At 70.0% G+C, this 11,876-nt stretch carries 14 protein-coding genes; 7 read left to right on the forward strand and 7 right to left on the reverse strand.

Annotated elements, in window-relative coordinates; translation table 11 throughout:
* Positions 1-122: 122 nt before the first annotated feature.
* The 6 genes from MOX02_RS05270 (at position 123) to panB (ending at position 4,370) form a co-directional block, all read left to right on the forward strand.
* Positions 123-1,538, forward strand: a complete 1,416-nt coding sequence (locus MOX02_RS05270) for an MFS transporter (RefSeq protein WP_147024754.1) — start codon at positions 123-125, stop codon at positions 1,536-1,538.
* A gap of 117 nt (positions 1,539-1,655) precedes the next feature.
* The gene (locus tag MOX02_RS05275) at positions 1,656-2,447 is read left to right on the forward strand and encodes a sterol desaturase family protein (protein ID WP_147024755.1); all 792 of its coding nucleotides are present in this window, start codon (positions 1,656-1,658) and stop codon (positions 2,445-2,447) included.
* 62 nt (positions 2,448-2,509) lie between these two features.
* Positions 2,510-2,899, forward strand: a complete 390-nt coding sequence (locus tag MOX02_RS05280) for a hypothetical protein (RefSeq protein WP_147024756.1) — start codon at positions 2,510-2,512, stop codon at positions 2,897-2,899.
* 27 nt (positions 2,900-2,926) lie between these two features.
* Positions 2,927-3,145, forward strand: coding sequence for a hypothetical protein (locus MOX02_RS05285; RefSeq protein WP_147024757.1), 219 nt, complete (start codon positions 2,927-2,929; stop codon positions 3,143-3,145).
* Complete coding sequence (locus MOX02_RS05290; RefSeq protein ID WP_147024758.1) at positions 3,142-3,438, forward strand: DUF6166 domain-containing protein; 297 nt, start codon at positions 3,142-3,144, stop codon at positions 3,436-3,438. The genes MOX02_RS05285 and MOX02_RS05290 overlap by 4 nt, the downstream gene beginning before the upstream one ends.
* Positions 3,439-3,470: 32 nt before the next feature.
* Complete coding sequence (gene panB, locus MOX02_RS05295; RefSeq protein WP_147024759.1) at positions 3,471-4,370, forward strand: 3-methyl-2-oxobutanoate hydroxymethyltransferase; 900 nt, start codon at positions 3,471-3,473, stop codon at positions 4,368-4,370.
* A 44-nt stretch (positions 4,371-4,414) separates the two neighbouring features.
* On the opposite strand, the gene MOX02_RS05300 is transcribed toward panB, so the two are convergent.
* Complete coding sequence (locus MOX02_RS05300; RefSeq protein ID WP_147024760.1) at positions 4,415-4,903, reverse strand: Lrp/AsnC family transcriptional regulator; 489 nt, start codon at positions 4,901-4,903, stop codon at positions 4,415-4,417.
* Between the two features lie 74 nt (positions 4,904-4,977).
* On the opposite strand from MOX02_RS05300, the gene MOX02_RS05305 reads away from it, so the two are divergent.
* Entirely contained in the window at positions 4,978-5,967 is a 990-nt protein-coding gene (locus MOX02_RS05305; RefSeq protein WP_147024761.1) for a DMT family transporter, read from the forward strand.
* Between the two features lie 63 nt (positions 5,968-6,030).
* On the opposite strand, the gene MOX02_RS05310 is transcribed toward MOX02_RS05305, so the two are convergent.
* The 6 genes from MOX02_RS05310 to MOX02_RS05335 all read right to left on the reverse strand — a co-directional run bounded on the left by MOX02_RS05310 (position 6,031) and on the right by MOX02_RS05335 (position 11,695).
* A complete protein-coding gene (locus MOX02_RS05310; protein WP_147024762.1) occupies positions 6,031-7,647 on the reverse strand; it encodes an FAD-dependent oxidoreductase in 1,617 nt (538 codons plus the stop codon).
* A 140-nt stretch (positions 7,648-7,787) separates the two neighbouring features.
* Positions 7,788-8,192, reverse strand: coding sequence for a DUF302 domain-containing protein (locus MOX02_RS05315; protein WP_147024788.1), 405 nt, complete (start codon positions 8,190-8,192; stop codon positions 7,788-7,790).
* 192 nt (positions 8,193-8,384) lie between these two features.
* A complete protein-coding gene (locus MOX02_RS05320; RefSeq protein WP_147024763.1) occupies positions 8,385-8,837 on the reverse strand; it encodes a hypothetical protein in 453 nt (150 codons plus the stop codon).
* A 120-nt stretch (positions 8,838-8,957) separates the two neighbouring features.
* Complete coding sequence (locus MOX02_RS05325) at positions 8,958-10,316, reverse strand: HlyD family type I secretion periplasmic adaptor subunit (protein ID WP_373866718.1); 1,359 nt, start codon at positions 10,314-10,316, stop codon at positions 8,958-8,960.
* Between the two features lie 84 nt (positions 10,317-10,400).
* Entirely contained in the window at positions 10,401-11,390 is a 990-nt protein-coding gene (locus MOX02_RS05330) for a M23 family metallopeptidase (RefSeq protein WP_147024764.1), read from the reverse strand.
* Positions 11,391-11,479: 89 nt separating this feature from the next.
* On the reverse strand, positions 11,480-11,695 hold the full coding sequence (locus MOX02_RS05335) for a hypothetical protein (protein ID WP_147024765.1): 216 nt from the start codon (positions 11,693-11,695) through the stop codon (positions 11,480-11,482).
* Positions 11,696-11,876: the final 181 nt, after the last annotated feature.

Here is an 11,876-nt window from a genome sequence, read left to right on the forward strand (position 1 = left end):
CGCCCGGACACATCGTGCGCGAGGCATCGGTCCTCAATCTGCGTACGTCTGATATATCTTGCGCATCTCAGACATATCCGGCATGCTTCTCACGCATACAACACAATCCGGGAGGCGGGCCGATGGTCGGGCAGATCGCGATTCCAACGGGCGGCGTGCTGCCGGACCAAGCTGTCGGGACGGCGACGGCGCGTGCGTCGAACGGCATGATCGCGGCGCGGCTCGAGCGCCTGCCGATGACGCAGTTCCAGCGCAACATCTTCCTGATCATCGCGACCGCCTGGTTCTTCGACTCGATCGATCTCGGCTCGCTCACCTTCCTCCTCGGCTCGATCAAGACGGAGTTCGGGCTGACGACGGCCCAGGCCGGGCTGCTTTCCAGCATGAGCTTCGTCGGCATGTTCCTGGGCGCCGGCATCTCCGGCATGCTGGCGGACCGGTTCGGCCGGAAGGTCGTCTTCCAGGTCAGCATGATCTTCTGGGGGGTCGGCAGCGTCTGGTGCGCCTACGCGCCCGACGCGACCACGCTGGGCTACGCCCGCCTGCTCCTCGGCTTCGGCATGGGCATGGAGTTCCCGGTGGCGCTCGCCATCGTCTCGGAGTTCCTGCCGACCGCCAACCGCGGGCGCTACCTCGCCATCATGGAGGGCTTCTGGCCGCTCGGCTTCATCGCGGCGGGCTGCCTCAGCTACGTGCTGCTGAGCTACTTCGACTGGCGCGCCGTCTTCCTCGCGCAGGCGGTGCCGGCGCTGTTCCTGTTCGCGATCCGGTTCTTCGTTCCCGAATCCCCCCGCTGGCTGGCCGACCGCGGACGCTACGAGGAGGCGGACCGCGTCATGGGCGGCATCGAGGCGAAGGTGAGCGAGCGGCTGAACGGCCGGCCGCTGCCCGAGCCGCAGCCGCTGCCGGAGCAGGCCCGGGGCGAGCGCCGCTTCTCGTTCCTCGAACTGTGGAGCCCCGGCTACGCGAGCCGGACCGTGATGATCTGGCTGACCTGGTTCTTCGCGCTGCTCGGCTTCTACGGCCTGACCACGTGGCTCGGCGCGCTCCTGCAAGAGGCCGGCTACAGCGTCACCAAGTCGGTCGTCTACACCATCCTGATCTCGCTCGCGGGCGTGCCGGGCTTCATCACCTCGGCCATCCTCGTCGAGCGCTGGGGCCGCAAGCCCACCGCCGTCCTGATGCTGATCGGCAGCGCCGTCGCGGCCTACCTCTACGGCCACTCGCCGAGCTTCACCTGGCTGATCGCGTTCGGCCTGATGATGCAGTTCTTCCTGTTCGGGATGTGGTCGGTGCTCTACGCCTACACGCCGGAACTCTACCCGACGCGCGCCCGCGCCACCGGCGCCGGCTGCGCCTCGGCGGTCGGGCGCGTCGGGTCGCTCATCGGGCCCTACGTCATCGGCATCATCCTCCCGACGCTGGGGCACGGCGGCGTCTTCGCGCTCGGCGCCGGCTCCTTCGTGGTCGCCGCCCTGAGCGTGGCGATCCTCGGCATCGAGACGAAGGGGCAGTCCCTGGAGGCGATCTCCCGCTGACCGGACGGTCCGGGCACGGCGACGTGCCCGGACCGCTCCCCGACAGGGGCCGCCGTCCCGCTTGCAATCTGATATATCAGTGGTATCCTAACTGGATCCGAGAGCGGAGGAGATGCCATGGAACTCGCGGTCACGAACATGAGCGAGCGCCAGCGCGCCTACCGGGCGAACTACCGGCAGCGTGTCGCGGGCTGGTACAACGGCGTCCTGCACATCGCGATCATCTACACGATCGGCCTCACCGCCCTGTACATCTACGTCTCGAACATCCATTCGCCGAGCTGGGCCGAGCTCGCCACGGTTCCGGTCGTGTTCCTGTTCTGCAATTTCTTCGAGTGGTGGCTGCACCGCTACGTGATGCACCGTCCCTCGCAGAACCCGATCGCGCGGGCGGTCTACAACCGGCACACGCTGCAGCATCATCAGTTCTTCACCGACCATGAGATGCGGTTCGCCGATCACCGGGACTACCGGGTGACGTTCTTCCCGCCCTACGCGCTCGCCACCTTCACGCTGATGTCGATCCCGGGCGCCATCGTCCTCGGCAACGTGTTCACGCCGAACGTCGGCTGGCTGTTCATCGGGACCACGACGAGCGTCTACCTGATCTACGAGTTCATGCACTTCTGCTGCCACGTCGAGGACAACTGGTTCGTCCGCAACATGCCGTTCATCAACACGAACCGGCGGCACCACACCGCCCATCACGACCAGTCGATCATGATGGAGCGCAACATGAACCTCACCTTCCCGATCATGGACTGGCTGTTCGGCACCTCGGACCTCAACCGGGGCCTGATCGGCACGCTCTTCAACGGGTACGACACGCGCTTCGTGAAGACGGACATGCGCAAGACCTCCCGCACGCCGGGAGCGCCGGAGCCCGGCGCCGTGCAGGCGGCCGAGTAGGCCCGCCGCCGACGCGATCGGGCGGCGCGGCGGCGCCGCCGGCAATTTCCGGGAGGAACATCATGGACATGATCGAACCGAACGTGGCGGCCCTGCTCTGGTTCGCGCTCTTCTCCGGCGTGGCGAGCATCGGCTTCTACGTGCTGACGGGCGTGTTCCCGCTGGAGACCCGCCCCGACCTGCGGAGCCGTCCCCTGGGCCTCGTCCTGATCGCGGCGAACGTGCTGCTCCTCGTCGCCCTCGTCGGCGGCAGCATGGCCTACGGCGCGGCGAACCTGCGCTGGACGAGCCTCGTCATCGTGGCCGGGCTCGCGGTCCTGTTCGCGCCGGGCCTGTTCAACGTCTGGCCCCAGAGCTGGCGGGACGGGGTCGCCGGCCTCGCCATCGTGCTCACCGGCTTCTCCGTGTCGCTGAGCCTGCTCCAGCACGTCGGCGCCGTCTTCAGCCTCTGACACCACGCGACGCCCGGGAGGGATTCGATGCCGTTTCCGATCAAGTTCGGCCTGTCGGTCGCGGTCGCGCTGGCCGCGCTCGCCGGCTGGTTCTACATGGGCCATCTCGGCCAGACCGGCCCGCAATGGGCCGTGGCCTTCCTCGGCCCCTTCATGGTGGTCAGCCTCTGGATCTTCCCGGAGGTCATGCGCACCCGCTCCGACGGCCGCACGCCGCGCCACCAGCTCAAGGGGGCGCGCCCGTGAGCAAGCTCTACGCGGGCGACCGCACCATCGACGGCATCGTCGTCACCGTCGACGGCGAGCCGCTCGACGCGCGCACCGGCAGCAGGTGCTACTCGCGCAACGGCTTCGAGTGGAGTTACGAGGGCCCCGAGCCCTCGCAGCTCGCCTACGCCCTGCTCGTCGACCATCTCGGCGACGCCGCGCGGGCGGAGCGGCTCCAGCCGGCCTTCATGCGCAGCGTCGTGGCCAATTTCCAGAACGAGTGGGAGATGACCTCGGCCGACATCGACCGGGTCCTCCAGCGCCTGGCCTGAGGCCGCCGGCACGAGAACAGCGAGGGGCGGAGATGCGTGCGGATACCGGATCCGGCGCCGGCACGGCCGGGCAGCGGGTCGAGAAGCGGACCATCCTCGACATCCGCGCGGCGAAGCGGACGGGCGAGAAGATCGTCTACATGTCCGTTCCGGACTACACCTCGGCCCGCTGGGCGGAGATGGCCGGCGTCGACGTCGCGGTCGTCGGGGACAGCCTCGCGATGGTCGCTCATGGGCATGCCAGCACCATCCCGGCGACCATGGACATGATGATCCTGCACGCTGAGGCCGTGCGGCGCGGGGCGCCGAACACGTTCGTGCTCGGCTGCATGCCCTATCAGAGCTACAGCACCGTCGACCGCGCCCTCACGAATGCCGCCCGGTTCATGCAGGAGGCCCTCTGCGACGCGGTGAAGCCGCAGGGCGGCAGGAGCCAGGCGCACATCCTGAAGGCGCTCGTCGACGCGGGCATCCCCACGGCCTCGCATATCGGCCTGACGCCGCACACCATCGCGACCTTCGGCGGCTTCAAGATCCAGGGCCGCACCGCCGAGGCCGCCATGAAGATCCTCGAGGATGCGCTCGCCATCGAGGATGCCGGCTGCTTCATGCTGGAATTCGAGGCGGTCCCGGCGCCGATCGCGACCCTGATCTCGCAGCAGCTCACGATTCCCACCATCGGCATCGGGGCGGGTCCGGGTTGCGACGGCCAGATCCTGCTGGCCTACGACCTGCTCGGCGTGTTCACGGATTTCAAGCCGAAATTCACGAAGCGCTACGCCAACCTCACCGACGTGGCGGTCGCCGGCATCCGCCGGTACGTCGAGGAGGTGAAGGCCGCGGCCTTCCCGGACGACGACCATTCGTATCGCGTCGATCCGGGCGAGTACGAGAGGTTCCTGTCCCTGGTGGAGCGACGGAAGCAGATCTGAGGCGGGCCCGCTCGGCACACGCTCCGGCTGACGGAGCCGCGGCCTCAATCCACGACGAGGGCCGTGTCGGCCTTCACCCGGTCGAGCGCGACGTTGGTCCGGTAGTAGGCGACGAGGTCGTTCTCGGCGAACAGACGGCGGGTCAGCGCCTCGTAGCTGCGCATGTCGCGGCAGATGATGACCATCACGAAGCTGATGCCGCCCGTGACGTAGTAGCATTGCTGTACCTCGGGCGTGGCGCGAAACAGCGCCTTCGCCGCGTCGACGGTCGCGGCGCGCTCGTCGCGCAGGCTCACCTCCACCAGGGCGGTGATGGCGAGCGAGAGCGCCTCCGGCTCCACGACGGCGACGTTCCGGGCGATGACGCCGCTCCGCTCCAGTGCCGTGATCCGCCGCTGCACGGCCGCGGGCGACAGGTTCACCGCCTCGGCGATGACGCGCTGCGGCGTCTTGTTGTCCTTCTGGACGATGCGGAGGATCGCCAGGTCGAACGCGTCGAGCGCTCGCGGGGGAATGTTGCGCAGGCTGGCCATCCGGCGAGTGGATGTCTCGTTTCGCCCGCCGATCAAGAGCCCTCGGCTCGCCGGACCGGTGATATCCCTCACTCATGCGGACGACGACGAACATCGCCACGGCCGGCAACGCGACGCTGGCCGGAATCCTGTGCGGCCTGGGTGCCGGAGCCCTGTGGGGGCTCGTCTTCCTTGCGCCGGAACTGGTGCGCGGCTTCCAGCCGCTGGAGATCGCGGTCGGGCGCTACCTGGCCTTCGGCCTCATCTCCGCCGCCCTGATCGCGCCGCGGCTGCGCCGGCTCCTGCCCCGGATCGGCCGGCGGGAGTGGCTCGACCTCGCCTGGCTCTCGCTGGCGGGCAACACGATCTACTACATCCTTCTCTCCCTGGCGGTGCAGGCCGGCGGCATCGCCCTGACGGCTCTGGTCATCGGCTTCCTGCCGGTGGCGGTCACGCTCATCGGCAGCCGGGATCGCGACGCGGTGCCGCTGCGCAGGCTCGCGCCCTCGCTCCTGCTCTGCGTCGGGGGCGCCCTCTGCATCGGCTGGCAGGCGGTCGCCGCGCCGGCCTCCGGCTCGCTGGCGGCGCAGGTCACGGGGCTCGCCTGCGCGCTGGGCGCGCTCGTCTCCTGGACCTGCTACGCGGTGGGCAACAGCCGCTGCCTCGGCCGCCTCGGCGACGTCTCCGTGCACGACTGGAACCTGCTGACCGGCCTCGTCACCGGTGCCCAGGCGGTGGTGCTCCTCCCGCTCGCGCTTCTATCCGCGACGGGGCAGCACGGCGGCGCCGATTGGGCGTGGTTCGCCGGCGTCTCGGTCGGGGTGGCGGTGCTCGCCTCGCTCTCCGGCAACGCGCTCTGGAACCGGATGAGCCGGCTGCTTCCTCTGACGCTGGTCGGGCAGATGATCCTGTTCGAGACCCTGTTCGCGCTGCTCTACGGCTTCGCGTGGGAGCGGCGCCTGCCGCAGCCGCTCGAGGTGGCGGCCTTCGTCCTCGTGGCGCTGAGCGTGGTCACCTGCATCGCCGCGCACCGGAGGCGGCCGCGATCCTCGGAGCGCGAGGCCGCGGCGGCGGTGCCGGTCTGACCGGAGTTCCGGCCGTACGAGCCTCGCTTCACGAGCCGGCGCGGGCCGTCCCGCGACTTGCTCTCAGCTCCGCACGTGCTCCCACACCTTGGAAATGACGACCGAGCCCTCGCCCACCGAGGCCGCGACGCGCTTGACGGAGCCGGCGCGCACGTCGCCGACCGCGAAGATGCCGGGATGCGACGTGGCGTAGGGCGAGCTCGCGCCGATCGCCACCCCGGTGCGCACGAAGCCGTGCTCGTCCAGTTCGACGAGGCCCGAGAGCCAGCCGGTATTCGGGGCGGCTCCCACCATGATGAACACGGCGCAGGTCGGGATCGTGCGTGTCGATCCGTCGGCGACAGTGCGGATCGTCACCGCTTCGAGGCGGTCATCGCCGTGCAGGGCGCTGACCTCGGCGCCGTACTCGATCGTGATCGCCGGATCGGCGTCGAGCCGGCTCGACAGGTAGTTCGACATCGAGGTGGCGAGCGACTGCCCGCGCACCAGAAGCCGGACGTGCCGTGCGGTGCGGCTCAGATACATCGCCGCCTGACCCGCCGAGTTGGCGCCGCCGATCACGACGGCCTCGGCGTTCTTGCAGTAGCGCGCCTCGATCTCCGTCGCCGCGTAGTAGACGCCCGCTCCCTCGAAGTCCTCGAGGCGCGCGATCGGCAGCCGGCGGTACTGGACGCCGGTCGCGACGACGACGGCCTGTCCGCGAACGCGCTGGCCGTTCTCGAAGGTGGCGCAGAACGCGCCCTCTTCGAGGCGCTCCAGCTTCGCCACCCGCCGCGGCATCGCGAACCGCGTGCCGAACTTCATCGCCTGGACCTCGCCGCGCCAGACGAGATCCGCACCGGAAATGCCCGTCGGGAAGCCCATGTAGTTCTCGATCCGGCTCGACGTGCCGGCCTGGCCGCCGATCGCGACGTCCTCGACCACGAGCGCGCGCAGGCCCTCCGCGCCCGCGTACACGCCCGCCGACACGCCGGAGGGGCCGCCGCCCACGATGAGCACGTCGAAGGCTTCGTCGTCGATGAGGTTGTAGTTCAGGCCCAGCAGCTGCGCGACCTTGTCGGGCGTCGGGTCCGTCACGACGATGTCGCGCCCGAAGATCACGGCCGGACGGTCGGCCGAGATCGCGCAGCTTCGCGCGACATCCGCCGCCTCCGGGCTGCCCAGCGCGTAGGACCGGTAGGGCAGGCGGTTGCGGCTCGCGAACTCCGCGACCCGCCGAACGGCCCGGTCGTCGTCCTCGCCGATCAGCACCAGCGTGCCGTCGTGCGAGTCGAGCTGACGCCGCCGCCGGGCGGCCAGGACCGTGATGACGATGTCCGACATCTCGGGGATCTCGGACATCAGCCGCAGCATCTCCGGGCGCGGCACCTCGATGACGCTGGTCTCCTCGACCGCCCGCATGGGCATCGACCAGTTGCCGCCGTTCAGGAACGAGATCTCCCCCATGAACTGCGTCGGTCCGAGGGTCGAGGGAAGGTGGCGCTCGTCCGTGAACGGGTTCACCACCTCGATCTCGCCCCGCACGACGTAGACGAAGCGGTCGGCCGGCTCGCCTGCACGGGCGAGGAAGGCCCCGGCCGCGTAGCGGCGCTCGATTCCCGCGGCCCGGAGCGCGGCGACGTGCGACGCCGCGAGCGGTACGCGCTGCATCTCGCGCAGATCCCGGCCGATCGATTCCATGTCGCGCCCTCGTCACCCTGTGGCTGGTGCGGCGCAGCATCGACCGCCCGGCTTCGCCAGACAAGTCGCCCGACCCTGCAGCGCGGCGGTGCCGGGCACGCCCGATGCGATGGGCTCGATGCGGGAGCGTGGTAGGCTGATCAAGGCGACGTCGTCGCCGTCCTCGCGATCTCGCGCAGCAGGCCGGACATCGCTCCCACGGCGGCGTCGGCGGAAGCACCGAGGCCGTGGCGGCGGGCGATATAGGCCGGGTCGTTGTACGACAGGAAGGTCGCGCCGGCCTCGTCCTGCCAGACCAGGGCCTTCAGGGGCAGGTCGATGCCGGCGGTCTGCGCCGACTGCATGAGCGGCGTGCCACCCTTGGCCGCGCCGAAGATCAACAGGTCCGTCGGCCGCAGCGGCAAGCCCGCGGCGGCGGCACCGGCGGCGTGGTCGACATGGGCGAAGACGGTCATGCCCCTGGTCTTCACCTCGGCCTCGAGCCGTCCCATGGTTTCCGCCGGCCCGAAGGCACTTTTCAGGGTGATCAGTCCGTCCTCGGCCATCGCGCCCGCTCCCGACAGGTATGCCATCGCGGCCAGCCCGACGACCGCGCGCCACATCGAACCGACCATCGCTCCGCCTCCTGAACGGCCAACCCGACCGAACCGCAGGTCCGGGTCACGGCTTCCGGCGGAAAGCTGCCGGTCTGCATCCAGCATCGAAGCCACGGAAGCGAGCATCTGCCAAGCTCGACCTCAGGCAGCGACGGCTTCGCAACCGGCTCTGCGCTCGCGCAGCAATCGGCTCACGAGCGTCGTCATCACGGCTGCCAAGCCTTCCCGAAGCCGGCTTTCCGGCAGGCACTCCGCCTCGGCCAGCACGAAGCTGATGCTGGGGCTGCCGCCGCTCTCGCGCCCGAACTCGTCCCGAACGCGGAAGGCCGTGAAGCAGCCGTCGCCCGACTGAAACCGCTCCTCCAGGCGCATGTGCCGGTCGTAGCCCGGCGCATCGATCAACGCCTGCCGAGCGAAATCGAACACGTCCAGGGCCGAGACGAGGTGCGGACGCACCGGCCGTTCCAGCATGGCTTCGATGATGGCGAACGGGTCCATGATGCTGCTCCGAGCCCTGGCGTCACGTCCCGCGACGACCTGAAGGCTGACGGCATTCTGAGCGGAAGGGCCGACGACGACCGTGATGGTGGTCACTCAGATGGCCGCCCTCGATGAAGATCGGCAAAGGCCGCCGCCGGCCTGGAACCGTGCCGGCGCTCCCCGGTGCGGCGAGGAGCCGGATCAAGCCGCCCGCTGCCGGCGGAGCGGCCCACCTCACTTCTCGCGCCACGCCTTGCCGATCTGCTCCATGAGCGGCTTCGTCAGGTAGGAGAGCACCGTGCGGTCGCCGGTCTTGAGGAAGGCGTCGACCGGCATACCCGGCACGAGGCGGATGTCGCCCAGGCGCTTGCGCTCGGCCTCGGACACCCGGATGCGCGCCTTGTAGAAGCTCTGGCCCGTCTTCTGGTCCTGCGTCACGTCCGCGGACACGCGGTCGACCGTGCCGTTGATCTCGGGCGTCGTGCGCTGGCTCAGGGCCGAGAAGCGCAGGATCGCCGCCTGATCGATGTGAACGTGATCGATGTCCTTGGGCTGGAGCCGCACCTCGATGGCAAGCTCGTCGGCCTCCGGCACGATCAGCATCGCCGGCTCGCTCGGTGTCACGAGGCCGCCCACCGTGTGCACCGTCATCTGGTGGACGATGCCGTCCTGGGGTGCCCGCAGGTCGGTGCGGCGCAACTGGTCGAGGGCGGCCGTCTGCTTCTCCTCGTACTCCTGCCACTTGCTGCGGATCTCGGCGAGGTCCTTGCTGACCTCGTTGCGCATGTCCTCGTCGATCTGGATGATCTGGAGGTGGACCTCGTTGATCTTGCCCTTGGCCTGCGCCAGCGAGGCCAGGAGCTTGCCCCGGTCGCCGTCGAGGCGCGCCGCCTCGCGCTCCAGGTTCGTCAGGCGGGAGATCTGGACGAGGTTCTTCTCCCAGAGCTCGCGGATGCCCTGGAGCTCACGGCTGACCGCCGCGGTCTCCCGCGTCTTCGCGGCCATCTGCTCAGTGGTGCCGGCAATCTCCTGCTCGAGCTGCGTGATGCGCTCGCGCAGCTGCGACTTCTGGACGTTGCGGGTCTTCGCGCGGGCCAGGAACAGGCGCGTCTCGCTGTCGATCAGGCGGGCCACAGCCTCGTCCGAGGCGGCCCGGGCCTGGAAGTCGGACGGGAAGCTCAGGGCCATGTCGCCGTCGCGCTCGGCCTCCTCGCGGGTCCGCTTGGCGATCAGGGCGTCGAGGGCGCGCAGCACGATGTCGAGGCTCGCCCGCGGCTGCGTCTCGTCGAGCCGGACCAGAATGTCGCCGGCCTTGACGCGGTCGCCCTCGCGCACCCGCAGCTCGCCGACGATGCCGCCGACCGGGTGTTGCACCTTCTTGACGTCGCTCTCGACGACGAGCTGACCCGAGGACATGACGGCGCCGCCGATCTCGGTGAACGTCGCCCACCCGCCGATGCCGCCGACCAGCACGGCGACGATGAGGGCGGTCCAGCGCACCTGGCGCCCGATCGCCGCGTGGACCGCATCCTTCCGGATGGCCTGGGCGGTGGCGGAAGAGCGGACGGAGTTCATCGGAAGGGCGGTCGGCATCACGCGGGTCTCCTGTTCTCGGGCGTGATGCGACTGTTAGACGGGCTGCCGGCGCGATCCGTGACCCGGATCACACTCGGGCGGCTACGGGCCCGGAAGGCGCAGAGAGAAGCTGTGCTCGGCAGCGCTCCCGTCGGCCCGCACGAGGCTGAAGGTCGCCACGTAGGTTCCGCTCGGCCAGCCCTCGGCCGGACGCTTCCTGCCCACGAACATCAGTGCCTGCGCGCGCGGCTTGGTCAGCGGCGGCTGCCGGCTTGTCGAGAGGATGCGTCCGTCCGGCGTTCTGAGGATGAGGCTCTGCACATCGCCGGCATCGAGCCCGATCACCCGTACCCAGGCGACGAGGGCGTCCCCCTGCGCGCTGGCCCCGCCGGTGGCCTCGGCCTCCACGGCGGCCATGCTCACGGGTCCGCCGGAGAAGCCGGCGTTGAGCACGGTCCCGGCCGGGTAGGCGAGCCCATCTCGGATGCCCTCGTCCCAGAGGCTGCCCTCCGGTCGGCTTGCCCCTGCGACATCCGGCGCGAAGGGATCGACGGTCCGGCCGGCACGGCGGACCGTGAAGTGCAGGTGCGGAAACTCGCTCGCGCCCGAGAGCCCGACCTGGCCGAGCTCCTGGCCGGCGGCGACGGCCTCGCCCGGCCGGACCTTGAGGCTTCCCTTGGCGAGATGGCAGTACTGGGTCTCGTAGCCGTCCGCATGGGCCACGACGAGACCGTTGCCGCACTCGACGCCCTCGACCGTCTCGATCCCGGCCTCGCGCACCGAGACATCCGGTGCGTCGTCGCGGGTGCGCAGCACGCGCCCGGCCGCCGCGGCCCGCACGCGCCCGAGGGGGCCGGCCGCCGCGACGCGCGACGTCAGGCGCAGATCGGTTCCATCGTGCCGATCGTAGGTGCGGGGACCGCCCGCGTAGTCGCGCGCGTCCGGGCCCGGATCGTGATCGACATGGTGCTGAACGAAGCAGTTTCGGCCCGGCTCGCAGGCGAGCGGCAACTGCAGTCGGAACGCCTCCGCCTGTGCCCCGGGCGAGCCCAGGGCTGTGCCCAGAGCGACGAGAAGGATGCGGGCGCGCATGGATCGGGACCTCGTCTGCGGATCGTCGGGTTCGTCGGTTCGGAGCGCCTCCGGGTCGGTCCCCGTGCGGCGTGCCGGTCCGCGCTCGCTCAGTGCAGTTGCGAGCGGATCCAGTTCGGCGGCAGCAGCTCGCCCTCGTCCGTGACGATCCAGGGCTGGCTTCCGGGAACCGCGAGGGTGTCCGCCGCCGCCGCGATCGCCTCGCGCAAGCTCGCGAACTGCTCCGGCTCGGCCGGGAAGAACTGCTCCGGGCCCGCGTGCCAGATCTTGAGGGAGGCGGGGCGGCTGAAGGCTTCGGTTTCCATGGCGGTGGTTCCTTGCTCGGGATTGCCGATCCGATCGGCTCGTCTCAGATCCCGAGTGTCCCACCGGACCGGGACGGCGACTGTGATGCGGATCACCGAAGCGCCGGGCGCGGATCGGGCGGCGGCCCTTCCGCGGCCGAGAGGCCCGGCGCACGACGGCACCGGGCCTCCGGAAGACGGT

Source organism: Methylobacterium oxalidis (genome assembly GCF_007992195.1).
In the GTDB taxonomy this organism is placed as follows: Bacteria; Pseudomonadota; Alphaproteobacteria; order Rhizobiales; family Beijerinckiaceae; genus Methylobacterium; species Methylobacterium oxalidis.